Genomic DNA, 23,575 nt, shown 5'->3' with positions numbered 1-23,575 from the left:
TGTGCCTGACAGTCCGTTGCGAGAGTCTCTCCTATGCCACACACTATCCGTAAAAAACGCCATACCTGGCTGCCGGCCGTGTTTCTGACGCTGCCGCTGCTGGTCCTGCTGATACTGGGCCTGGTGCCCAGCATCGCCGCCATCAACCTGGCCCTGCAAAATCGCGTGTTGCGCTACAGCGACAGCGATTACGTCGGCTTTGCCAATTTCATCCGCCTGTTCGGCGACCGCCGCTTCGTCAATGCCGTGCAGGTATCGGCCATCTGGGAAGTGGTCACCGTGGCCGGCTCGCTGATCGTCGGCGTGCTGCTGGCCGTGTTCCTGTTCGAGAGAGTCAAGGGACGCACGCGTGACGTCATCGCGCTGCTGCTGATCGTGCCCGTGCTGCTGCCGCGCGTCTCGGCCGCCTTCATCTGGAAGTTCATGTATTCGCCGCTGATGGGCATCCTCAACTGGCTGCTCGAGTGCGTGGGCCTGGGCGGCACGGCCCTGCTGTCCGATCCCGCCACTGCCCTGTATGCGGTGGCGCTGGTCGACATCTGGCAGTGGGGCCTGTTCTTCGGCGCCGTCATCCTGAAGCTGCTGGAAACCCTGCCCGCCGAACCGCTGGAAGCGGCGCGCCTCGATTACGCCAGCACGCTCCAGGTGTATGCGTATATTGCGCTGCCGATGCTGAAGGTACCCATCATGAGCCTCGTGTTCATCAAGATGGTCGAGTCGCTGCGCTCGTTCGACCTGATCTACGTGATGACCAAGGGCGGCCCCGGCATCTCCACCGAAACCCTGGACATGTACGCGTATGCGCAAGGCATCGGCCTGATGGGCAAGGTGTCGTATGCGTCCAGCATGGCCGTGCTGATGATGCTGGCCACGACTGTCATCTTCACTTTACTCTGGAAGCGGGTCGCCAAATGGGAAAACTGACTGTTCGGCGCGGCATGGACCATGCCGCCACCACCGCCATTACCACCGCCATCGTGCTGGTGGCGCTGTTTCCCATCCTGTGGGCCGTGCTCAATTCCTTCAAGGAGTTGATGGATATCGTCACGCCCGTGCCGCGCTTTTTCTTCAGCCCGACCCTGGCCAACTACAAACAGGTGCTGGCCAGCCCCGAAGTGCTGACGGGACTGGGCAACAGCGTGGCCATCGTCGGCGTGGCCGTGTTGCTGGGCGCCGTGCTGGGCGTGCCGGCCGCGTATGCGATCGCCCGCTATCCGATCCCGGCCAAGAAGGATATCCAGTTCTTCCTGCTCTCCCTGCGCTTTTTGCCACCCGTCGCCGTCGCCATTCCCTTGATCTCGATCTGGATCGACCTGGGCCTGTACGACTCGCGCCTGTCGATGGTGGTGACATATCTGCTGGTGACCCTGTCGACCATCATCTGGCTGTCGATTCCCGCGTTTGCCCGCATCCCGAAAGAGATCGAGGAAGCGGCGGCGCTGGACGGCTACGGCCCTTACCAGGTGTTCTGGCACGTGGCCCTGCCGGTGGCCTCTAAAACCCTGATGGGCGGCATCGTCTTCAGCTTCGTGCTGGTGTGGAACGAACTGATGATCGCGCTGGCGCTCACCTCCTCGAAAAGCATGACCCTGCCCGTGGTGGCGTCGGCCTTCACGTCGATGGGCCAGGAAGTGCCGTGGGGCGTGGTGAACGCTTCCACCGTGCTGCTGGCGCTGCCGCCGCTGCTGTTCGTCGGCATCCTGGGACGGCTGCTCAACTCCATGCTCAAACATAAATAAGGAAGGCTATCATGCAAGCACTCGTACTGGAACAGGCGCATTCCATCACCCTGCGCGATATCGACGTGCCGCTCGCCGTCGGCCCGCGCGATGTGAAAATCAAGATTCATACCGTGGGCATCTGCGGCAGCGACGTACATTACTTCAAGCACGGCAAGATCGGCCCCTTCGCCGTCGAAGCGCCGATGGTGCTCGGCCACGAGGCATCCGGCGTGGTGGCCGCAGTGGGCGCGGAAGTCACGCACCTGAAGGCAGGGGACCGGGTCTGCATGGAGCCGGGCGTGCCGCAGTTCGATTCGCCGGCCACCATGCGCGGCCTGTACAACCTCGATCCGGCCGTGCGCTTTTGGGCCACGCCGCCCATCCATGGTTGTCTCACGCCATATGTCGTGCATCCGGCCTCGTTCACCTTCAAGCTGCCCGACAACGTCAGCTTCGGCGAAGGCGCCATCGTCGAACCGCTGGCCATCGGCCTGCAGGCGGCCAGGAAGGCGGCCATCAAGCCGGGCGACGTGGCCGTGGTGATCGGCGCCGGCACCATTGGCGCCATGAACACCCTGGCCGCGCTGGCGGGCGGCTGCTCGCGCGTGATCCTGGCCGACCTGGTGCCGGAAAAACTGGCCCTGTTCGCCGGCAATCCCGCCGTCACCACGGTCGACGTGCGCCAGGCCAGCCTGGCAGATACGGTGCGCGAGCTGACGGACGGCTGGGGCGCCGACATCGTTTTTGAAGCCAGCGGCAGCATGCGCGCCTACGACAACATCATCGATCTGCTCTGCCCGAACGGCTGCCTGGTGCTGGTCGGCATGCCGCCGGATAAGGTGCCTTTGGATATCGTCGCCATTCAGGCCAAGGAAGTGCGCATCGAATCGGTGTTCCGCTACGCGAACATCTTCCCGCGCGCCATCGCCTTGCTGGCCTCCGGCAAGATCGACGTGAAGCCCTTCATTTCGCGTACCTTCGGCTTTGCCGACGGCGTGCAGGCGTTCGAGGAAGCGGCCAAGGGCCATCCGCGCGACGTCAAGATCCAGATTGAACTGGCAGGAGACTAACCATGGCAAATATCGCCTGCAGGCAGCTGCACAAGACGTATGACGAGAAGACGGCCGTGCTGCAGCCGTTCGACCTGGAAATCGATGACGGCGAATTCATCGTCCTGCTGGGGCCATCGGGCTGCGGCAAGTCGACCTTGCTGCGCATGATCGCGGGCCTGGAAGACATCAGCGGCGGCGAGCTGCTGATCGGCGGCGCCGTCGTCAACGACTTGCCGCCCCGCGCGCGCAACGTGGCGATGGTGTTCCAGAATTACGCGCTGTATCCGCACATGACGGTGTACGACAATATCGCCTTCGGCCTGCGCCGCCTGAAGGTGCCGAACGACGAGATCGAGCGCCGCGTGCGCGAGGTGGCGGCCATCCTCAGCCTGGACAGCCTGCTCGAGCGCAAGCCGCGCGCCATGTCGGGCGGCCAGCAGCAGCGCACGGCGATTGCGCGCGCCATGATCAAGACGCCGCAAGTATTCCTGTTCGATGAGCCGCTGTCGAACCTGGACGCCAAGCTGCGCGCGCAGCTGCGCGCCGATATCAAGCGCTTGCACCGCCGTTTGCGCACCACCACCCTGTACGTCACGCACGACCAGCTCGAAGCGATGACCCTGGCCGACAGGGTGGTGCTGATGAGGGGCGGGCATATCGAGCAGATCGGCACGCCGGCGGAGCTGTACAACCACCCGCGCACCCTGTTTGCGGCCGGTTTCATCGGCACGCCAGCCATGAATTTCATCGACGGCGTCATCGAAAAAGAGAACGGGCAAACGGTGCTGGTATGCGCCGGCTACCGCTGGCCGCTGATTTCGCCCCGCTTCGCCCCGCTGCCGGCCGGCATGCGCGTGGTCTTCGGCCTGCGGCCGAACCACTTGCGCGCGGCGCTGCCGCAGGAACACGCCGGCAGCCATGGCCTGGCGTGCGCCATCGACCTGGTCGAGCTGCTGGGTGCCGAAGCGCTGATCAGCTTTCAGTGCGGCGCCCTGACCTTGTCGGCCCTGCTGCCGGCGAATGCGGCCAACAGCGCGGCGCAGGTAGGGCAGACCCTGGCGCTGGCCTTCGACGAAGAGCACATGCATCTGTTCGACGCCGACAGCGGGCTGGCCGTGGCGCCCGGTGGTCAGTAAGTGGTTAGAATAGGGTGACCAAGACCGTGCAAGGGAACTGCCGTGACGCCTGACCTGGAACTGATCCATAAACCGATCCATGAATCGTTTCGCGCGTGGGCGCACGGTTTTCCGCACACCGTGGCGAAATGGCATTTTCATCCCGAGTACGAGCTGCACTTCATCATCACATCGAATGGCAAATTTTTTATCGGCGACCATATCGGCAGTTACGGGGCAGGCAATCTGATCTTGACAGGGCCGAACCTGCCGCATAACTGGGTCAGCGAACTGCCGGAAGGCGTGGTCCTGCCCGAGCGCGACCTGGTGCTGCAGTTTTCCAGCGACTTCATCGAACGTTGCGCGCTGCTGTTCCCGGAGATGGCGCCCCTGAAAGCCCTGCTGGCCGAGGCGGGGAGGGGCTTGCAATTTCCCGATGCGCTGGGCCTGCGCCTGGTGCCGCTGATGAAGGAATTGACGACGGCGCAGGGCTTGCGCCGGGTCGAACTGTTTACGCGCCTGTTCGGCGAGCTGTGCGACTGCCGCGAGCGGCGTCCGCTGGCCAGCGTCACCTACCTGGCGCAGGCTGGCCGCTACATGTCGTCGACCATCAACCTGGTGCTGGCCTATATCAAGCAGAACATCACGCTCGATTTTTGCGAGCAGGACGTGGCCGACGTGGCGGAGATGAATACGCTCAAATTCACGCGTTTCTTCCGCAAGCATACGGGCACCTCGTTCATTCAATACGTCAACCAGGAGCGCATCGCGCTGGCCTGCGAGCTGCTGATGAACACGGACATGAAGGTCACCGATATCTGCTATCGCACGGGCTTCAACAACCTCTCCAATTTCAACCGCCAGTTTTTGGCACACAAGCAGATGTCGCCGTCGAAATTCCGCTCCTGCCTGCTGATGAACATGCCCGAGCCGTCAGGCGACGGCCATTCTTAACTTTCTTTTGGAATCAAATGACTTATCTCGGTATCGATATCGGCACTTCCGAAGTCAAGGCCATCCTCACCGATGACGCCCAGGCCATCCTTGCCAGCGCCGGCGTGACCCTGCGCGTCTCCAGCCCCCATCCCGGCTGGTCGGAACAGAATCCCGAGGACTGGTGGCACGCCACCCTGGACGTCATCGCGGCCATCCGCGCCGCGCAGCCGGTGGCGTTTTCCGGCCTGCGCGGCATTGCCCTGTCGGGCCAGATGCATGGCGCGACCCTGCTCGACAAGCAGCAGCACGTGCTGCGCGCGGCCATCCTGTGGAATGACACGCGCGCGTTTGCCGAATGCGTGGAGCTCGAGGCGCTGGTGCCCGAGTCGCGCGCCATCACGGGCAACCAGGCGATGCCCGGCTTCACGGCGCCCAAGCTGCTGTGGCTGCAAAAGTACGAACCCTCGCTGTTCCGCGCCACGGCCAAGGTCTTGCTGCCGAAGGATTACGTGGCGCTGCGCCTGACAGGCGAGTATGTGTCCGACATGTCCGACGCTTCCGGCACACTGTGGCTGGACGTGGCCAGGCGCGACTGGTCCGAGCGCATGCTGGCCGCTACTGGCCTCACGCGCGAGCATATGCCGCGCCTGGTCGAAGGCAGCGACGCTGCGGCGCAGGTGCGCCCGTCCCTGTGCCAGGAGTGGGGCATCGCGCATCCGGTGCTGCTGGCCGGCGGCGCGGGCGACAACGCGGCCGCCGCCGTGGGCCTGGGCGTGGTGGAGCCGGGCGCCGGCCTGCTGTCGCTGGGTACTTCGGGCGTGCTGTTCGCGGGCAGCGATGGTTTTGCGCCGAATCCGGGCCAGGGCGTGCATGCGTTCTGCCATTGCCTGCCCGAGCGCTGGCACCAGATGAGCGTGATCCTCAGCGCCGCGTCCAGCCTCAGCTGGGTGGCGCGGCTGACGCAGTCGAGCGACATCGGCGAACTGGTCAGCCTGGCGGAAAATGTTGAGGCGCGCACGGCGCCGGTCTTCCTGCCCTACCTGAGCGGCGAACGCACGCCGCATAACGATGCCTCCGCGCGCGGCGTATTTTTCGGCCTGTCGACGGAACACGGGCGCGCCGAACTGGCCTACAGCGTGATGGAAGGCGTGGCCTTTGCCATGGCCGACGGCAATGCGGCCTTGCGCAGCGCCGGCACGCATCTGGAAGAAGCGTCGTTCGTCGGCGGCGGCTCGCGCAGCCGCTTCTGGGCGCAGCTGTGCGCGAATGCTTCCGGCCTGGACGTGCTGCGCCACAACCACGGCGTGGCTGGCGGCACCATGGGCGCGGCGCGCTTGGCGCAGATGGCGGTGACGGGCTTGCCGCCCGCGCAGGTGTGCACGCGCCCGCCCGTGCAGGAAACCATCGCACCGCAGGCGTCCGCCGTGCTGGACGACCGCCTGGCGCGCTACCGGCGGCTGTATCCGCTGCTGCGCGAGGAGTTCGCGGGAGCGGCTGTGGTGGCGCGCTGACGCTGCCAGCAAGCTTGCCCGGATGACCATAACGGTGACGGAAAATCATGACCATCCAGTCAACCTTGTGCTGTAATTTGTTGTTTCTATGTTGAAAGTGTTTCTCTAACGAAAGCGCTGCTTGGTTTTTCACGGGGCGCGCCCCATGATTTCCCTATTTGGTGAGAATTGGATAGTTTTGGTGGCGTCTTTGTTGCCATCCTGTTCTTGCCGCCGGGAGAAACACATGCAACTCGCGAATCTGAAAATCTCCGTCCGCCTGGGTCTGTTGGGCGCCTTCTTCTTCCTTGCGCTGGTGTTCGTTGGCGCGCGTGGCTGGAGCGCTCTCGACGCGGCCAGTGCGCGCAGCGCGGACGCCATGCAGCGTTCCGTCGCCCTGACGGAAGCGGTGGACGCGGCGCGCAGCGCGCAGGTGGAATTCAAGATCCAGGTGCAGGAATGGAAAAACATCCTGCTGCGCGGCGGCGATGCTGCCGCCTTCCAGCGCTACCGCGAAGCGTTCGTTGCCAGCGGTGCGCAGACGCGCAAGGAATTGAAAAGCCTGCAGGCGATGATGGGCGCATTAAAACTCGACACGGCACCCGTGGAGCAGGCGCTGCAGGCGCACGACGCGCTGGGCGTCAGCTACCTGGCGGCGCTGCAAAAGTATGATGGCGCGCGCGCCGACAGCGCCCAGGCCGTCGATGCGCTGGTGAAAGGCATGGACCGCGAACCGACGCGCCAGATCGACGCCATCGTCGCGACCATCGGCAAGCAGTCGCACACCCTGATGGCGCAGATGAAGGAGCAGGATGCGGCCGCGCACCGCAGCGCCAGCATCGCCATGCTGGCCACCGTGCTGGTGACCCTGGTCGTCGGCAGCGTGACCGTGTGGTGGCTGATCCGCAGCATCACCGTGCCGCTCGGTGCGGCCGTCGGCATCGCCCAGCAGGTGGCGGCGGGCGACCTGCGCGCCGTGGTGGCCGACGGCAGCCGCGATGAAATCGGCGACCTGCTGCGCGCCTTGAAAGCGATGAGCGGCAACCTGGCCGCCATCGTGGGACGGGTGCGCGCCGGCACGGACGCCATCGCCACGGCGTCCGGCGAAATCGCCAGCGGCAATATGGACCTGTCGTCGCGCACGGAAGAACAGGCCAGTTCGCTGGAAGAAACGGCCGCCTCGATGATCGAGCTGACGTCCACCGTGCGGCAGAATAACGACAACGCGGACCAGGCGCGCCAGCTGGCCGGCGGCGCCTCCGACGTGGCGCAGCGCGGCGGCGCAGCCGTGGCGCAGGTGGTGCAGACCATGAGCCATATCAATGCCTCGTCGAAGCGTATCGTCGATATCATCGCCGTCATCGACGGCATCGCTTTCCAGACAAATATCCTGGCCCTGAATGCGGCCGTGGAAGCGGCGCGGGCCGGCGAGCAGGGACGCGGCTTTGCCGTCGTTGCCACCGAGGTGCGCAACCTGGCGCAACGTTCGGCAGCGGCGGCCATGGAAATCAAGCAGCTGATCGGCGAATCCGTGCGCACGGTGGAAGAGGGCAGCGTGCTGGCCGGCCAGGCGGGGCGCACGATGGATGACGTGGTGAGCAGCGTGCAGCGTGTCAACGCCATCATCGGCGAGATCGCCGTGGCCAGCGTGGAGCAGCGCGACGGCATCGAGCAGATCAGCATCGCCATCAGCCAGATGGATGGCGTGACGCAGCAGAATGCGGCCCTGGTGGAGCAGGCCGCCGCTGCTGCGGACGCGCTGCAGCAGCAGGCGGCCAGCCTGGCCGACGCCGTCAGTATCTTCAAGCTGCATGCGGCGCCCGGCGCGGCCGCACCGGCGGGTGCCACGCTGGCCCGGAGGCTGTCGCTGGCCTGACGAAGACCTACCCCGTGCCGCTTGATGCCAGTCAAGCGGCCCCCGATCAGGCAAATATCGCGCCCAAATTCTTATACTATTTCCTTTCCGCATGGTTCTGCGCCCGGCCGCATGGCGCGCGTTGCAAAGGAAAAGCATGTCTTCCAAATCTTGCCTGCCGGGTGGCGCATGACGGCGCTGCTGCTGGCGCTGTGCCTGGTCCTGGCCGTGGTGCTGAGCTTGCTGCTGGCCTGCCAGTGGCAGGTGGCGCGCACGTGGCGCCTGCGCCATGCGACGGGCGTCGTGCTGCAGGCGGCGCAGGGCCAGCGCATGGCCGATGCGCTGGCCCTGTTGCAGGCGCTGCCGGCGGCCGTCATCGGCACGGACCACGATGGCGTGGTGCAGTACCTGAATCCCCGCGCCAGCGCCATGGGCGGACTGCTGGGCGACGGTGGCCTGGGCCAGCCCGTGACGCAGCTGCTGCCCCTGTTCCATGACGGCACGCCCATCGATGCGGCGCGCCAGGTGCGCGACTGCGTGGCGCAGCAGGAAGTGCTGGAAGTGGCGCGCGGCGCCGTGCTGCTGCGCCATCTCGACGGCAAGCGCATCGACGTGCAGTACAGCTGCGCGCCGCTGGCGCAGGGCGGCGCCGTACTGCTGCTGCACGATGTGTCGGCGCGCCGGCGCGCCGAGCAGCAGCTGGAATTCATCGCCCACCACGACGGCTTGACGGGGCTGCCGAACCGGCTGCATTTCCAGATCCGCTTCGAGCACGGCATCGCCTACGCGCGCCGCCACCAGGCGTTGCTGGCCGTGCTGTTCGTCGACATCGACCGCTTCAAATCCATCAACGACAGCCTGGGGCACGACGTGGGCGACCAGGTGCTGACGGAGTTCGCGCGCCGGGTGCAGCAGTGCGTGCGCAAGGTCGACACGGTGGCGCGCCAGGGCGGCGACGAATTCATCATCCTGCTGACGGAACTGCGCACGGCGCACGATGCCGAGCGGGTGGCCGAAAAAATCGTCGGCGCCATCGCCGCCCCCTTCGTCATCGGCGAATACAGCCTGTCGGTGGCGGCCAGCGTGGGCGTGGCCCTGTACCCGGACGACGACGACGACGTCAATGCGCTGATCGAAAAGGCCGACCTGGCCATGTATGCGGCCAAGCGCCATGCGCCCGGTACCTGCCTGCGCTACGCGCCGCGCATGCAGACGCAGTCGTATTCGCGCACCATCCTCGAGACGGCCCTGCGCCACGCGCTCGAACGCGATGAATTCGCGCTGTACTACCAGCCGCGCATGGACTTGAAGATGCGCAGGATCACGGGCGTGAAGGCGCTGCTGCGCTGGAAGCACCCGGAACTGGGCCTGATGATGCCGCTCGACTTTTTACCGGTACTGGAGGAAAGCGCCTTGATCCTGCCGGTGGGAGCGTGGGTGATGGCCACGGCGGTGGAGCAGGCGCGCAGCTGGATCGCGCAAGGGCAGATGCTGACGGTGTCCGTCAGCCTGTCGGCGCGCCAGTTCTACCAGCGCGATATCGCACGCAATTTCGCCGCTGCGCTGGAGGCGGCTGGCGTGCCGGGGCATTGCATCGAACTGGAAATCGCCGCCGGCATTCTGATCGCCCGCAACCAGAACTGCGAACTGATACTGCGCCAGTTCCGCCAGCTGGGCATGGCGATTGCCATCAGCGATTTTGGCACGGGCGACGCTTCGCTGAACTACCTGAAACGCTTTCCCACGGATGCCGTGAAGATCGAAAAGTGTTTTGTCGACGACGTGGGAAAGCCGGGCGGCGACGGCGCCATGGTGCGCGCCATCGTGGCGATGGCACGCACGCTCGGACTGCGCACCATCGCCGGCGGGGTGGAAAGCGGCGAGCAGCTGGAACTGCTGGCCGAGATGGGTTGCGACGAGGCGTTTGGCTACTACCTGGGCCGCGCCATGGCGCCCGAGGGTATCGAGGCGCTGCTCAAAAGTGGCGAAGCCATTCAGAACTGATAGCGCAGCGACAGCATGGCGTTGCGCGGATCGCCGTAGTAGCCGCCCATGCCCGTCGAGTAATAGCGCTTGTCGAAGACATTGTTGACGTTCAGGGTCGCCACCAGTTGCTTGCCGAGCTGGTACTGCGCCATCAGTCCCGCCACCGCATAGGCCTTCTGCGTGAAGCGTTCGCCGTTCGGCCCGCGGTCATCCATGTAGATATCGCTTTGCCAGTTCACGCCGCCGCCCAGCACCAGGCCGGGCACGCCTTGCGCCAGGCGCCAGGTGGTCCACAGCTTGGCCATGTTCTGCGGCTGGTTGGTCTGGATGCGTGCGCCGGCGGCATTGCGGATGCGGCTATAGGCATAGCTGGCCGTCAGTTGCCAGTCGGGACGCAGCTGGCCCGAGACTTCCGCCTCGAAGCCGCGCGTAGTGGCGCCCTTGACCGTGTGATAGGCGTAAGAACCGCCGCCCGTGCCGATGATCCAGACATTGCCCGGATCGGCTTCGGCCAGGTTTTCCTGCTTCAGCTGGAAGAGGGCGGCGCTGGTGGTGAGCTTGCCGTCGAAGAATTCGCCCTTGGCGCCCACTTCGTAGTTCTTGCCTTCCAGCGGCGCCAGGAAGCGGCTGTTGACGTCGCGCTGGCTTTGCGGCGTGAAGATGCTGGTGTAGCTGGCATAGGCCGACCAGTGCCGGCCCAGGTCGTAGACGAGGCCCGCATACGGCGTGATCTTGCCGTTTTCGCGCATCGCGTCGTACAAGTCCGTGTCGGCATCGTAATCGCTGCGGATGTCGCGCTTCCAGTACGACAGGCGCGCTCCCAAAATCACCGATAGCGCGTCCGTCGGGCGCAGGCGCAGGGTCGAATACAGGCCGCTTTCGCGTTCCTTGTCGTACGAGCTGCCCAGGCGCGTGCCGCTGTAGTCGGGCACCGGCATGGCGCCATTCCAGGCGTGGATATCCGGCACCGTGTAGTCGTAGCCAGTCAGGCGCCAACCCGGATAGATGGGACTATTCGTCTTGAGTTCCGAGGCGCTCACGCCCAGCACCAGTTCATGCTTGCGGCCGAAGGCCTGGAACGGGCCGCTGACGTAGGCGTCGAGCGAGGACTGTTGCGGCTTGCTGTGCCAGTTGGCCAGCCACAGCTTCATGCCGCCGCCCGTCGCGCGGTCCGGGTAGCCGTTGCCGGAAAAACCCTGCAAGGCATCGTACTGGTTGCTGCTGCGGCTGACGGCCACCTTGGCGATCCAGTCATTGTCGAAATAATGGTCGAGCGTGGCGAACAGCATGCTCTGTTCGCGGTCATACGTGCTCCACGCGGCCGTGCCGTTCATCGAGCGGGGGAAGCGGGTCTGCGAGCCGTCGGCATAGAACATGGGGAATTCGCGCCCCGCGCCCTTGAGCTTTTCCTGCTGGTAGTTGACGCCGGCGCTGAGCACCGTCGACGGCGTCAGGTCCGCTTCGACGATGGCGTACAGCACGTCCTTTTTCTGCTGGTAGCGGTCGATGAACGAGCGCTGGTCTTCATGCGCGGCGACGATGCGCGCGCGCACCTTGCCGTCCGTCGTCAAGGGCGTCGAGACATCGCCTTCAATGCGGTAGCGGTCCCATGAGCCCAGCTGCGCGCCGGCCGTGGCGGCAAACGCGCGGCCCGGGCGCTTGCGCACGAGGTTGATGGCGGCCGACGGGCTGCCCGTGCCGCTGATCAGCCCCGTCGCGCCGCGGATGATTTCGACGCGGTCGTAGATGGCCATGTCGTAGGTGCGCGCTTCCAGGTTCTTGCTGGTCGGGATGCCGTCGAACATGTACGACGTCACTTCGAAGCCGCGTGAAAATACCTGGTCGTATTCGCGCGTGCTCGACGAATGGTCGACCGTGATGCCGGGCGCCTGCACCAGCACGTCCTGCAAGGTGCGCAAGCCCTGGTCTTCGATCTGCTGGCGCGTGATGACGCTGACGGCTTGCGGCGTTTCGCGCAGCGACAGGTTCAGGCGCGTGGCGCTGGTCAGGCCCGCGTAGCCGCGCTTGCCTTCCGTGGTGCCGTCGCGCAGGGCGCTGGAGCTGACGGCTACTTCGCCCAGGGTCGCGGCAATCGGCGCGGCGGGCGATGCCGTGCCTGCCTTGCGCAGCACGTAGCTGCGTTCCCCGCTGGGCAGCGCATCGAGGCCCGTGCCAGCCAGCAGGCGGGCCAGTGCCTCCGGCACCGTGTAGCTGCCGCTCAGGCCCTGCGTGCGCACGCCTTGCAGCAGTTCGGCCGCCGCGCCCACGCTCACCTTCGCCTCGATGGCAAAGCTGGCGATGGCGGTGGATAGCTCGCCGGCCGGTACGTGGAAAACCGTTTGCGCGGTGGCTGGCGTGGTGGCATCGGCTGCCATGGCCGGCGCCTGCGCCAGCGACAGCAGGAACACGGCGCTGCCGATGGCGCGCGCGAGGGGAGTCAAACGGGGTGGGTGCATGGTCTTGCCTTTCCGGTGAGTGTCGTTGTAATACTCATAGGACAGGCCATGCCGAAAAAAGGGGCCAATTCTTGTCAACTATTTTTTGCGGGCCGCGATGGTGACCCAGTACGGGGTGCGGTACAGCACGTCGACGGGCAGCATGCGCGCCAGGCTTTCCAGCACGGCGTCCGTGTCGTCGAGCTGGAAGGCGCCCGACAGGCGCAAGCCCGCCACTTGCGGCTCCACGCGCAGCAGGCCGGGGCGGTAGCGTGACAGCTCCAAGGCGAAGGTATCGAGGCGCATGTCCTGCGCCGCCAGCATGCCGTGCGTCCACGCATCGGCTTGCAGCGGGGCCGGCGTGGGCAGGCCGGCGTGGCTGGCGTCGAAGCGGCTTTGCTGTCCCGCCATGAGCGTGCGGACGGTGGCCGAGGGCGCGCGCGGCGTGATTTCCACCGCGTGCTCGAGCACCGTCACGCGGCTGCTGTCGTCGTCGACGCGCACGGTGAAGCGCGTGCCCAGCGCGCGGATGCGGCCATGGCAGGTGGCGACGATGAAAGGGCGGCTGCCCGCATGATCGGGACGCGTCTGCACCAGCACTTCACCGCGGCGCAGGGTCAGCAGGCGTTCGCCGGCGCCATACGCCACGTCGACTGCGCTGTCCGTGTTGAGCACCAGGGTGCCGCCATCGGGCAGGGACACTACACGCCGTTCTCCCACGCCGCTGCGGTAATCGGCCAGCATTTCGTGGCGTGCCAGCAGCCACGCGGCGGGCGCCGCCATCAGCGCCAGCAATACCTGCACGGCCACGCGGCGCTGCGGCCGGCGCAGCACAGGCACGGCCAGATCCGGCGGCAGCAGGCCAGCCGTCTGGCTCACCTGCTGCACCCGGTTCCAGGCGCGCGCATGTTCCGGGTCGCGTGCGCGCCATTCGGCGCTGGCGGCCAGGTCGTCCGGCGTGGCCTGGCCCGACTGCTCCAATAAATACCATTCGACGGCCTGGCGCGCCACCTTGCGCGACAGCGGAGGATATGGCGAAGCAGCGGCGCTCATGCCGGAAAATCCGGCGCCAGCAGCACGCATTCCGTCAGCGCCTCGGCCATGTAGCGTTTCACGGAGCGCTCGCCGATGCCCAGCAGCGCGGCGATATCCGCATAGGCATGGCCTTCGATCTGCGCCATGATGAAGACGGCGCGCACCTTCGGTTTCAGGCCGTCGAGCATGGCATCGACCGCTTGCAGCGCCTGCAGGATTTCCACGCGCTGCTCGGTCGATGGCAGATGCTGTTCGGGCAGGGCGGCGAGCGCTGCCAGCCACGCCCGTTCCAGCGACTGGCGGCGCAAATGGTTGATCAGCAGATGTTTGGCGACGGTCGCCAGGTAAGCCTTGGGGGCGCGCAGGGCAGGCGTTTGCGGCTGCATTGGCGCGCTGGCCAGCAGGCGCGCGAAAGTATCCTGCATCAGGTCGGCGGCCTCGGCAGCGTTACCCAGGCGCCGCTGCAGCCAGTGCGCCAGCCAGCCGTGGTGTGCGCGGTAATGGATTTCCAGCTGCGTGGCCAGCAGGGGGGAGGGCGCGAACGGACTGCCTGGCATGGTGGGGATGGCCTTAATGCAAATAAGAATTATTCTCATTTTAGCGCGGTGAGCGTGCCGATGCAATGCGCTGTTGCTGTCCCGCCACGCACTTGCCGTCACGTGGCGGGACCGCCAGGTCCTCTACAGCAAGGCCAGCGCGACGGCGGCCAGTACGGCCGCGCCGCCGATGATGCGCGCCAGGCGCATGGCCTGGTGCGGAGCGTAGGGCAGCAGCCAGATCAGCAGCAAGCCGCAGCCCGTCAGGCTGCCCACCCAGTAGACGAGGCCGTAGCCGCCGCCCGCGATGTGCATGGCCCAGGCGAGGCCGGCCGCCAGCGCCAGCCAGCCGGCCCATTGCAAGCGGCGGCGCAGTGGCGCGGGCGGTTCGGCGCCGCGTCCGTGCAGGTCGGCGTAATGGCGGTCCATCGCCAGGCACAGCGAGGACAGGCCCGCATAGCACAGGGCAAACACGAGGAAGTTCGACAGCAGCTCCATCACGCGGCCTCCATCGTTTGCGCCGGTTTCACCGGTGCTGCCTTGGCCGCCTTCACGGGCAGCGGTTTCAATTTGAACGCCGCATACGCGAGGCCCAGGCCCAGCACCAGTACCACCAGGTCGAAGGCGGCGACCGCCACGGGGCCGCGGCCCAGGAACAGGGTCACGCCCAGGTGCGAACCGGTCGTGAAGACGTTCAGCACAGGCAGCGATGCCAGCAGGAAGGCGCCGGCGGCCAGTTGCATGCGCCACATGGCGCGCGACGGGCGCAGCTGGGCGATGATGGCGGCCAGGGCCCAGGCGCCGAAGAAGCAGGCGATTTCCTCTTTCGGCCGGTCTTCCATCGTCACGGACAGCAGGCGGTTGGCCCAGAAGTAGGCGCCAAAGGCGATCGGGATGCCGGCGATGGCGCCGATGTTGAGCGCTTCGACCAGGCGCAGGCCGAAGCTGGCGCGCTTGCCGGCGGCCAGCGCCTTGGCCTGCTTCTGGCGCGTCTTGACGGCCCACAGCAAGGCGCCCGTGGCCACCATGGCACAGCCGGCCAGGCCGGACAGGAAGAACAGGGCGCGCAGCAGCGGCCCGCCGAAATGCGCGACGTGCAGTCCAACCATCACGCCTTGCGTGGCTGCCGCGCCGGGCTGCGCGTCGCCATCGCTTGACAACTGCTTGCCGGAAACGCCATCGAATTCCATCGACGGCTGCTTCGACGACATGTCGCGTCCACCGGCGCGCGTCAGCGAAATGGTGGCATTGGCGTCGCCCGGGTGGTTGACGGAAATGCGCTCGACCTTGCCACCGCCCCAATGCTGTTCCGCCTGGCGCACGAGGGGCGCCAACCGTGCCAACGGCGCGGCCACGCCGGCTGGCTTGCTGTCGCCGGAGCGGCCCGGGAAGGCTTCGGCGAAGAAGGCATCCTGGTCGCCCTTGTAGGCGGCCGTGACGCCGGAAGGCATGTACAGGAACATCAACGTGACCAGGCCCGTGTAGGTGATCATGATGTGGTAGGGCAGGGCCAGCACGGCCGTCACGTTATGCGCGTCCAGCCACGAGCGCTGGCCCTTTTTCGGCCGGAAGGTAAACAGGTCTTTGAAGATGCGCTTGTGCGTGACGATGCCGCTGATGATGGAGACAAACATGAACATGGCGCAGAAACCCACGATCCAGCGGGCCCAGATGGCCGGCATGTAATGCAGGTCGAAATGCAGGCGGTAGAGGAATTCGCCGCCCCGCGTCTCGCGCGGCTTGGACAGCACTTCGCCCGTGGCCGGGTCGGATTTTTCGCTATGAAAATTGCCTCGCCGTCCGCGTTTCTTTTCGCCGGGCTTCGAAGGCTTGCTCCAGCCCAGTTGCGTGGTCGGGCTGCGTTCGCCGGGCAGGCTGATGAACCAGCGCGTGGCGCCTTCTGCCCGCTCTTCCATCGCCTTCTGCGCCACGCTGGCCGCTTCCTCGGTGCTGACCTGGCTGGCGGCGGCGCCGTGCAATTCGGGCTGCATCCACAGGGTGATTTCATTGCGGTAGTAGCTGGCCGTGCCGGCGCAAAACACCAGCAGCAAAATCCAGCAGACGAGCAGGCCGGACCAGGTGTGCAGCCATGCCATCGACTGGCGGAAACCTTCTTTCATGCGAAACTCCAGGATAGTGCGTCCATCCAGTGCAGGATGGCGGCGATGACGGCGGCGGGGATCGCGAGGCCCAGCCAGGCGCGCAGGGCGCTGCGCGTGGCGAAGACCCACATCACGGCGCAGGTGTAGATGGCAAACGACAGCAGGGTGGCTGTCATGACGGCTTCGGAACGGGCCATGGGCAGGCTTACCGACAGCAGCATGGTGACCAGCGCGGCCAGCACGTAGCCGCCAACGATGGCCGCCACGCTGCGCGAAGCCACGCCGAGGCGGTAGAGCGCGCCGGCGGAGAGCCGCAGGCGCGGCATTTTAATGATGGCTGGCGCTTGCATGGTCAGTCGTGATCCTTGCTCGGCGGCAGGGCCGGGCCGGCCGGCAGCGGCGTCACGCCTTGCGGCTGCACCAGGCTCAGGGTCGTCACGAACATGGCCTTGTCATAGGCTTGCGTGCCGCGCTGGCCGGCCGTCTTGTCCGTGTGCTGCACTTCCAGCACATAGGTGCCCTTCCATGGCAGCGGGAAGCTGACCAGGCCTTGCGCATCGCTCCACGCTTCCTTGCCCCAGCCCGATTGCACCACGGCGTTGACCTTGGCTTGCGCTAGCGGCTTGCCCTGGTAGCTGACCTGGAACTGGCCTGGTTTGCCGGTCGGCACCAGGTCGAGGGTCAGCGCGGGTGCTTGCGCCTTGCTATCGGCGATCAGGCGCGCGGCCGGGATCCACACGGTGCGCGTGCTCTTGCCATCCTTTTTCTCTTCCCACGACGGGTAGTTGTCTTCCTCGACGATGATGCTTTCGCCGGCACCCACCTTGCCATTCAGGATGAACGCGCCGGCCGTCTTGCTCGCCTGCAGCGGCTGCGTGCCCTTGGCGGACACCCATGTCACGTTCTTGATGCTGAACTTGTCCAGCAGGCCGGGCGACGCCTCGCGCAGGTTGTCGCCGAACTCGCCGAAGTACACGCTGGCCGCCTTGCCGTCCTGCTGCAGCCAGATCTGGTGCGCGCTGGCCGTGCCGGAAACGAGGGCCGCGCCCAGCAGGGCGGCAGCGAGGGCGCCGAGGCGCGCGATGGAAGTGATGTGCATGGTGTATCCCTTATCTTCTTATGTGAAATGGACAAAGCGGCCGCGCTCCCGGGGGGGAGCAGCGGCCTGCGATGCATCAGTACTGGTAGCGCAGGTTCAGCGCCACGTTGCGCGGTTCGCCGTAATAGCCGCCGTTATAGAAACCCACGCGGCGGAAATACGTCTTGTCGAACAGGTTGTTGACATTCAGGCTGGCCGACAGTTTCGGGCTGATCTGATAGCGCGCCATCAGGTTGGCCAGCACGTAGCTGCCCTGGCTGACCCGGATCTTGCTTTTGTTCGGCAGGGTGGCCGTCGTGTAGATCTCGTTCTGCCAGTTCAAGCCGCCGCCGATGGTGAGATTTTGCAGCTCGCCCGGCAGGCGGTAGGTGGTCGAGACGCGCAGCATGTTGGTCGGCTGGATGGTGTTGGTCACCACGCCCTTGCCCGTCTTCGATTTGCTGTGCGTGTAGCCGGCGAACAGCTGCCAGCCGCTCAAGGGGCTGCCCGACACTTCCGCCTCGTAACCCTTGCTTTTCGTGCCCTTGCCCGTCGAGATATAGGGACGGCTGCCGTCCGGCAGCACGAAGGTCAGCGGCACCGATTTGTCTTCCTCGCCCAGGTTGTCCTGCTTGGCTTCATACACGGCAAACGAGGCATTCACGGCGCCGTCGAAGAATTCGCTCTTCACGCCCGCTTCCACATTGCTGCCCGTGATCGGGTCGAGGAAGGCGTTGTTCTTGTCCTTCAGGTTTTGCGGCTTGAACAGGTCCGTGTAGCTGGCGTACAGCGACGTGCTCTTGCTGACGTCGAGCACCACGCCCGCGTACGGCGTGACGACATCGTCCGTCTTGTAGGCGGAACTGCGTTTCACAAAACGGCCCTGAGTATCGTAGCGGTCGTTATATGTTTCCCACCTGGAGACGCGTGCGCCGGCCAGTACCTTGAAACTGTCCGTGACATTGATGCGCGTGGCGATGAAGGCGCCGGACTGCTTGGTGGTGGCGACGTCGCGCGCACCCGTGCGCGTGAGCGCCGGCTCGGGCACGTCGCCCGTCCAGTTGCGGAAGTCGGGGATGGTGGTGGCGAATGGCAGCGGATCGGGCAGCAAGGTTTCATTCGTCGTGCCGGTGCGCTTCCAGCCGTTCACGCCCAGCACCAGGTCGTGCTGGCGGCCGAACAGGGGGAAGGTGCCGTTGGCCGACAGGTCGAAGTTGTCCTGCTTTTCATCGTAGGGGAAGGCGCCGCTCCAGACTTCCAGGCCGCTGCCGTCGCGTTTCGGATAGCCGCTGCCGCCGTAGAACAGTTTGCCGTTCGAGGAGCTGTCCAGGCGCCCGTAGGCAGCCTTGATCTTCCAGTCGTTGGCGAAGCGGTGTTCGAGGTAGACGTATTTGTTTTCGAATGCGCGCTCCCAGCTGCTCCACTTGGCCGCCATGTTGAACGAGCGCGGCATGTTGGCCGGCGTGCCGTCCGAGAAGAACAGGGGCGTGGTGCCCCAGCTCGTGCCTTTCGGCGTGTTCTTTTGATAGTCGATGCCGGCCGTCAGCAACGTTGCAGGCGTCAGATCCGCCTCGACGATGACGGCGCCCACCAGCTTGCGTTCCTTGTACAGGTCCATGTAGGAATGGCGGTTCTGGCCTGCCACCACGACGCGCCCGCGGATGCTGCCGTCCGCATTCAGCGGCGCGCTGATGTCGCCTTCGAGCCGGACCTTGCTCCACGAACCCACGGTCAGGCCGGCCGAGGCGGCGAACTCCTTGCCGGGACGCTTGTGCATCATGTTGATGGTGGCCGACGGGTCGCCATTGCCGCTGACCAGGCCCGTGGCGCCGCGCACGATCTCGATGCGGTCATAGATGGCCGTGTCGAACAGCGCATTGCTGCCTGAATTGACGGCCACGCCATCGATCTGGTAATTGCCGATGGAAAAGCCGCGCGCCGAAAAGCTCGTGCGTTCGCTGTCGTTTTCCTGCACCGTCACGCCCGTCGACTGCACCAGCACCTCGGCCAGGCTGTTCAAGCCCATGTCGTCCATGCGCTGGCGCGTCACCACGGAAATCGATTGCGGCGTTTCGCGGATCGACAGGCCCATGCGCGTGGCCGTGGCCATCTGTTTGGTGGTGTAGGAACCCGTGTGCTCGGTCGCTGCCTTGTCTTGCTGGCCCACTACCTTGATTTCGCTCAGAGTGGCTTCATCGAGCTTGGCGGGTGCCTCCGCAGCCAGGGCCGCTCCGGCGCCCAGCGCTGCCGTCAGCAATGCGGAATGCACGGCGAAGGCCAGCGGACGCATGGCGACATTGGAAACTGGTGGGGAAAACGGGCCGGCAACCATGCCGGCCAGCGTACGTGCTCGCGCCATGAAACATCCTTCTTCTCGTGTGCCCGCCGTCGAGCGGCTGGCGTTTTTGGTATGGGAGGCTTGCTTGGCGGTGGTGCCTGGCTGGCGCAGCGTGTCATCCAGCCGCGCATCAGTCAGGCGACTGTGCGCAAACTCGGGTGGGAGTCTAAATGTGAATGAGAACTATTCTTATTATAGTGCGGGGTTGCGAGACATGCAAGAGAGCGATGTGGTAATGAAGCCGCAGCGATGCCGTCAACGCGCACGGCCGCCCCATTGCTGGCGGCGGCCGTGCATGCGCAGGAGCGCGGGCGTTTACAGCTGGCCGCGCAGGGTCAGCATGGCGTTGCGCGGTTCGCCATAGAAGTTGGAGCCATAGGCGGCCCACACGCGCGTGTAGTATTTTTTGTCGAACAGGTTGTTCACCGTCAACGACAGCTCCAGTGTGGGACTGAGGCGGTAGCCAGCCTGCAAGCCCACCGTGGTGACGGGTCCCTGCTCGAATTTCACGGGCCCGTTCAGGCGGTACATGCTGCTGACGCTGCGCAAGCCGCCGCCCACGCTGACTTTATCGAGCGCGCCGGCGAGCCGGTAATTGGTCCACAGATTGACATTGTGGCGCGGTGCGATGAAGGAATACAGCTGCGCCTTCTGGTCGTCGCTGCCTTCGAGGGTGCGCGTGCTGGTATAGGAATAGCCGCCCGTGATGTTCCAGCCGGGCAGGGGACTGCCGCTCAGTTCGGCTTCCATGCCCTGGCTGCGCATCTTGCCGGCGCCGATGGAGAATAGCGGGTTGGCCGGGTCGGGCATGACGCGGTTCTCGTCTTCCATGCGGAACAGGGCCGCATGCGCGTTGACGTTCTTGTCGAACAGCTCCGCCTTCAGCCCCAGCTCGAACTGCTGGCCCGTGCGCGGTTTCAGCGTCTGACCGGCAGCGTCCGTGGTCGACTGGGGCGAGAAGATGCGCGTGTAGCTGCCGTAGGCCGACACCTGCTTGTCGAGCTCGTAGACCAGGCCCGCATACGGCGTGAACTTGGCCTTGATGGTGTTGCTGACATCGGTGAACTGGTTGAAATACGCGTTGCGGTTGACGGTATGGTTGTCCCAGTGCGTCAGGCGTCCGCCCAGGTTGACGGCCAGGCGCTCGGTCGCTTGCAGGCGGGTGCGCGCGTACAGGCCGAACTGTTTGGTGCGGTTGTCATTGCCGTTGGAAAAGGTATAGCTGGGCCGCGCGATATTGTTATCGGGATGGAAGATGTTGATCGGCGCATTGTCTCCGCCGCCATACTGGAAATTCTTGTGCACCTGGCGGTAGTCGGCGCCCACGATCAGGTCGTGGCTGCGGCCAAATGCCTGGAACGGCGTGGCCAGGTAAGCGTCCAGGCCCTGCGTCTTCCAGTGGCTGCGGTAGTTCCAGCTGACCAGGCAGCTGTCGCCCGTGACGGGATCGGCGGAACAGTCGGACCAGCCGAAATTGCGCGACGGTTCGTCCTGCTCGCGGTACAGGGCGGTCGCCTTGAACTGGCCGCCGTTCGCCAGTTTATGCTCGAGTTCGGCAAAGTATTCGGTGACCTTTTCCGTGATGTGGTTCCAGGCCGGGTCGAGGTAGGTGGAGCGGGGCACGTCGAGCAGGCGCCCGTCTTCATACGCGGGCAGGCCGAAGGCGGGACGGCCCTTGTATTGCTGGTGGGTGACGCCGCCCGTCAGTACGGTGCCCGGCGCCACGTCGATGGCAACAGTGCCGTACAGCAGCGGTTTTTCCGCATACACATGGTCGACGAAGGAGCGCCGGTGTTCATACGCGGCCACCAGGCGGCCGCGCACCTTGCCATCCGCGCTCAGGGGGCCCGTGACATCCGCTTCCGCGTAGTAGCGGTCCCAGGAACCTGCGCTGAGCACGCCGCTGGCGGCAAAGGTGTCGCGCGCGCGCTTGCGCACCAGGTTGATGGTGCCGCCCGGGTCGCCCGCGCCCTGGAACAGGCCGGCGGGGCCGCGCAGCACTTCCACGCGGTCATAGATGGCCAGTCCGAAGCCGGCCGACAGGTCGTTGCCCGTGCTGGCCGGCGTCATCACGCCATCGACCTGCACCGAATCAAGCGCATAGCCGCGCGAATAAAAGTTGCCGTGGTTGCCGCCCGTGCTGCTGGCCTCGACGGTGATGCCCGTCACGCCGCGCATGGCGTCATCCAGGCTCAGCAAATTCTGGTCATTCAACTGCTGGCGCGTCAGCACGGAGACGGATTGGGGAATTTCGCGCAGGCTTTGCTGGCCCTTGCCGATGCTCACCGCTTGCGCCGCGTATGATTTGGTCAGCTCGCTGTCGATCACTGCCTCCTGACGGGCGCTGACGGTAATTTCCGCCAGGGTCGCCACCTTGCCCGTGGCGGCGGGGGCGGAGCGGATGATGACGCTGCTGCCGTCGATGGCAGCCGTCAGGCCGCTGCCGGCCAGCAGACGCTCCAGGCTGTCGGCAACGCTGAGGGTGCCGCTGACGGCGGGCGCCGTCTTGCCGGCCACGAGTTCGGGCGCGAACAGCAGTTGCAGATTGGCTTGCCGCGCCAGCTCATTCAGCGCCTGGCCCAGCGGCTGGGCGGTGATGGCCAGTGTGACGGCGGGCGCCGTTTGCGCCTGTGCCAGGGAAATGGTGCCCAGGGCCAGCATGGCGGCCAGGGCGAGGGGGGCGGGTGTCAGATTGAGGCGGGGGGACCACATGTTGCATTTCTCCAGGTTAATTTATTGTCGATTAACTTGGTAGACGCGGCAGCGGGCAAAACCCTCACCTGCGAATGCGACTTATTTGCATTTATTTTTCAGGCAGTCGCATCGCAGGGGCTTGCGCCGGCATTTTTGCTGCCATGCGGATCTCGCTGGCGCCGCCGCTGCGCACGATCTGCACGGGCAGCAGCTGCGGCAGGGCGGCGGCGAAGCGGTCGAGCTGGGTCAGGCTGAAACTGCCGCCGATGCGCAGCTGCGCCACTGCGTGATCGCGCACGACGAAGCCCGTGTCGCCATAGCGTTCGAATTCGGCCAGCGCCGCGCCCAGCGGCACATTGTCGAAGGTGACCCTGCCGTTGCGCCATGGCGCCACGCTGCCTGGGGCCAGGCTGGCAATGGCGGACAGGCGGCCACCGGCGTCGGCGCTGACGCCCTGGCCGGCCCGCAGGTGGGCCAAGTCTTGTCCTGCGCCCGCCACGCGCACGTAACCTTGCTGCACGGCCACGCGCAGCTGGCCGTCGTGTTCGAGCGTATTGCGCACGGAAAACTGCGTGCCCACCACCGTCACTTTCAAGGGGCCGCTCAGCACGTCGAAGGGCTGGCCCTGTCTGCTTTGCACCTGGAACAGGGCTTCGCCGTGCGCCAGGCGCACTTCGCGGCGCTGGCGGTACAGGGTGACGTGCAGCTGCGTGGCCGTATCGAGTTCTACCTTGCTGCCGTCGGGCAGCGAGACGGCCAGGCGCTGGCCGCGCATGGTGGCATACGACTGGCTGAACACGGCTTGCTGTTGCCACCACTGGTAGCCGCCCGCGCCCACGCTGAGCAGCAACATGGCGGCGGCCGCATACGGCAGCGCGCGCAGCCAGTGGCGGCGGGGGCGGGAGGAAGGCGCGGCGTGGGGCACTGCCCAGCGCGCGGCGACCTGCGCGGGAATCTTGCGCGCCACGCGGTGCGTCTCCCGCAGCTGCGCGTACGCTTGCGCGTGCAGCGCGTCGGCCGCCAGCCAGGCGGAAAATTCGGCTTGTTGCTGTGCATCGAGGTTGCCGCGCCGGCCGAACCAGCTTGCCGCGGCCAGCGCCACGCCGTCCTGCGTGGCGGCAAAGTCGGCGTATTCGCGCAAGTCCGCCTCGTCCTGCGCGGACGGGCCGAAATCGTAGCGGGGCGGGTGGGCGGTCATGGGC

At 65.7% G+C, this 23,575-nt stretch carries 17 protein-coding genes and 1 pseudogene; 8 read left to right on the top strand and 10 right to left on the bottom strand.

What is annotated here, in order from left to right; translation table 11 throughout:
* The first annotated feature begins 33 nt into the window (after positions 1-33).
* The 8 genes and pseudogenes from CSQ91_RS15725 (at position 34) to CSQ91_RS15690 (ending at position 10,173) form a co-directional block, all read left to right on the top strand.
* Entirely contained in the window at positions 34-924 is an 891-nt protein-coding gene (locus CSQ91_RS15725) for a carbohydrate ABC transporter permease (RefSeq protein ID WP_099388896.1), read from the top strand.
* A complete protein-coding gene (locus CSQ91_RS15720; protein WP_070257990.1) occupies positions 912-1,739 on the top strand; it encodes a carbohydrate ABC transporter permease in 828 nt (275 codons plus the stop codon). The genes CSQ91_RS15725 and CSQ91_RS15720 overlap by 13 nt, the downstream gene beginning before the upstream one ends.
* 11 nt (positions 1,740-1,750) lie before the next feature.
* Positions 1,751-2,791, top strand: a complete 1,041-nt coding sequence (locus tag CSQ91_RS15715; RefSeq protein WP_070281392.1) for an NAD(P)-dependent alcohol dehydrogenase — start codon at positions 1,751-1,753, stop codon at positions 2,789-2,791.
* 2 nt (positions 2,792-2,793) lie between these two features.
* Positions 2,794-3,882 (top strand): annotated as a pseudogene (locus CSQ91_RS15710) (ABC transporter ATP-binding protein); the annotation flags it as partial.
* Positions 3,883-3,951: 69 nt separating this feature from the next.
* Entirely contained in the window at positions 3,952-4,842 is an 891-nt protein-coding gene (locus tag CSQ91_RS15705) for an AraC family transcriptional regulator (RefSeq protein ID WP_034786532.1), read from the top strand.
* Positions 4,843-4,859: 17 nt separating this feature from the next.
* Positions 4,860-6,335 (top strand): xylulokinase, encoded by a 1,476-nt coding sequence (gene xylB, locus CSQ91_RS15700; protein ID WP_099388894.1) that lies wholly within the window; start codon positions 4,860-4,862, stop codon positions 6,333-6,335.
* Between the two features lie 226 nt (positions 6,336-6,561).
* Positions 6,562-8,190: a methyl-accepting chemotaxis protein gene (locus CSQ91_RS15695; RefSeq protein ID WP_099388893.1), complete on the top strand. Its 1,629-nt coding sequence runs from the start codon at positions 6,562-6,564 to the stop codon at positions 8,188-8,190.
* A gap of 168 nt (positions 8,191-8,358) precedes the next feature.
* The gene (locus CSQ91_RS15690) at positions 8,359-10,173 is read left to right on the top strand and encodes a putative bifunctional diguanylate cyclase/phosphodiesterase (RefSeq protein WP_257217366.1); all 1,815 of its coding nucleotides are present in this window, start codon (positions 8,359-8,361) and stop codon (positions 10,171-10,173) included.
* Here CSQ91_RS15690 and CSQ91_RS15685 read toward each other — a convergent pair.
* The 10 genes from CSQ91_RS15685 to CSQ91_RS15640 form a co-directional block, all read right to left on the bottom strand.
* Positions 10,164-12,611, bottom strand: a complete 2,448-nt coding sequence (locus CSQ91_RS15685; RefSeq protein ID WP_099388892.1) for a TonB-dependent siderophore receptor — start codon at positions 12,609-12,611, stop codon at positions 10,164-10,166. The genes CSQ91_RS15690 and CSQ91_RS15685 overlap by 10 nt on opposite strands.
* Positions 12,612-12,689: 78 nt before the next feature.
* On the bottom strand, positions 12,690-13,643 hold the full coding sequence (locus CSQ91_RS15680) for a FecR domain-containing protein (protein WP_099388891.1): 954 nt from the start codon (positions 13,641-13,643) through the stop codon (positions 12,690-12,692).
* On the bottom strand, positions 13,640-14,182 hold the full coding sequence (locus tag CSQ91_RS15675) for a sigma-70 family RNA polymerase sigma factor (RefSeq protein WP_099388890.1): 543 nt from the start codon (positions 14,180-14,182) through the stop codon (positions 13,640-13,642). Before CSQ91_RS15675 ends, CSQ91_RS15680 begins: the two co-directional genes overlap by 4 nt.
* Positions 14,183-14,305: 123 nt before the next feature.
* The gene (locus tag CSQ91_RS15670; protein ID WP_034786538.1) at positions 14,306-14,659 is read right to left on the bottom strand and encodes a DUF3325 domain-containing protein; all 354 of its coding nucleotides are present in this window, start codon (positions 14,657-14,659) and stop codon (positions 14,306-14,308) included.
* Positions 14,659-16,281 carry a PepSY-associated TM helix domain-containing protein gene (locus CSQ91_RS15665; protein WP_099388889.1) on the bottom strand — a complete coding sequence of 541 codons (1,623 nt, stop codon included), beginning with the start codon at positions 16,279-16,281 and terminating at the stop codon, positions 14,659-14,661. Before CSQ91_RS15665 ends, CSQ91_RS15670 begins: the two co-directional genes overlap by 1 nt.
* Positions 16,278-16,613: a DUF3649 domain-containing protein gene (locus CSQ91_RS15660; protein WP_099388888.1), complete on the bottom strand. Its 336-nt coding sequence runs from the start codon at positions 16,611-16,613 to the stop codon at positions 16,278-16,280. Before CSQ91_RS15660 ends, CSQ91_RS15665 begins: the two co-directional genes overlap by 4 nt.
* Positions 16,614-16,615: 2 nt before the next feature.
* Positions 16,616-17,362: a DUF4198 domain-containing protein gene (locus CSQ91_RS15655; protein WP_099388887.1), complete on the bottom strand. Its 747-nt coding sequence runs from the start codon at positions 17,360-17,362 to the stop codon at positions 16,616-16,618.
* A gap of 76 nt (positions 17,363-17,438) precedes the next feature.
* Positions 17,439-19,700: a TonB-dependent siderophore receptor gene (locus CSQ91_RS15650; RefSeq protein ID WP_099388886.1), complete on the bottom strand. Its 2,262-nt coding sequence runs from the start codon at positions 19,698-19,700 to the stop codon at positions 17,439-17,441.
* A gap of 294 nt (positions 19,701-19,994) precedes the next feature.
* Entirely contained in the window at positions 19,995-22,391 is a 2,397-nt protein-coding gene (locus CSQ91_RS15645) for a TonB-dependent siderophore receptor (protein WP_099388885.1), read from the bottom strand.
* Between the two features lie 91 nt (positions 22,392-22,482).
* Positions 22,483-23,571 (bottom strand): FecR family protein, encoded by a 1,089-nt coding sequence (locus tag CSQ91_RS15640; RefSeq protein WP_099389283.1) that lies wholly within the window; start codon positions 23,569-23,571, stop codon positions 22,483-22,485.
* Positions 23,572-23,575 lie beyond the last annotated feature (4 nt).

It is taken from the genome of Janthinobacterium sp. BJB301, from assembly GCF_002735685.1.
Taxonomy (GTDB): Bacteria; Pseudomonadota; Gammaproteobacteria; order Burkholderiales; family Burkholderiaceae_D; genus Janthinobacterium; species Janthinobacterium lividum.
Note: the sequence above shows the minus strand (reverse complement) of the source record. Positions and strands in the feature narration are given on the sequence as shown.

Coding starts and splice junctions, on each gene's coding strand:
- CSQ91_RS15725 (WP_099388896.1), top strand. CDS start 34: ATGCCACACACTATCCGTAAAAAACGCCATACCTGGCTGCCGGCCGTG.
- CSQ91_RS15720 (WP_070257990.1), top strand. CDS start 912: ATGGGAAAACTGACTGTTCGGCGCGGCATGGACCATGCCGCCACCACC.
- CSQ91_RS15715 (WP_070281392.1), top strand. CDS start 1,751: ATGCAAGCACTCGTACTGGAACAGGCGCATTCCATCACCCTGCGCGAT.
- xylB (WP_099388894.1), top strand. CDS start 4,860: ATGACTTATCTCGGTATCGATATCGGCACTTCCGAAGTCAAGGCCATC.
- CSQ91_RS15695 (WP_099388893.1), top strand. CDS start 6,562: ATGCAACTCGCGAATCTGAAAATCTCCGTCCGCCTGGGTCTGTTGGGC.
- CSQ91_RS15690 (WP_257217366.1), top strand. CDS start 8,359: ATGACGGCGCTGCTGCTGGCGCTGTGCCTGGTCCTGGCCGTGGTGCTG.
- CSQ91_RS15685 (WP_099388892.1), bottom strand. CDS start 12,611: ATGCACCCACCCCGTTTGACTCCCCTCGCGCGCGCCATCGGCAGCGCC.
- CSQ91_RS15680 (WP_099388891.1), bottom strand. CDS start 13,643: ATGAGCGCCGCTGCTTCGCCATATCCTCCGCTGTCGCGCAAGGTGGCG.
- CSQ91_RS15675 (WP_099388890.1), bottom strand. CDS start 14,182: ATGCCAGGCAGTCCGTTCGCGCCCTCCCCCCTGCTGGCCACGCAGCTG.
- CSQ91_RS15670 (WP_034786538.1), bottom strand. CDS start 14,659: ATGGAGCTGCTGTCGAACTTCCTCGTGTTTGCCCTGTGCTATGCGGGC.
- CSQ91_RS15665 (WP_099388889.1), bottom strand. CDS start 16,281: ATGAAAGAAGGTTTCCGCCAGTCGATGGCATGGCTGCACACCTGGTCC.
- CSQ91_RS15660 (WP_099388888.1), bottom strand. CDS start 16,613: ATGCAAGCGCCAGCCATCATTAAAATGCCGCGCCTGCGGCTCTCCGCC.
- CSQ91_RS15655 (WP_099388887.1), bottom strand. CDS start 17,362: ATGCACATCACTTCCATCGCGCGCCTCGGCGCCCTCGCTGCCGCCCTG.
- CSQ91_RS15650 (WP_099388886.1), bottom strand. CDS start 19,700: ATGGCGCGAGCACGTACGCTGGCCGGCATGGTTGCCGGCCCGTTTTCC.
- CSQ91_RS15645 (WP_099388885.1), bottom strand. CDS start 22,391: ATGTGGTCCCCCCGCCTCAATCTGACACCCGCCCCCCTCGCCCTGGCC.
- CSQ91_RS15640 (WP_099389283.1), bottom strand. CDS start 23,571: ATGACCGCCCACCCGCCCCGCTACGATTTCGGCCCGTCCGCGCAGGAC.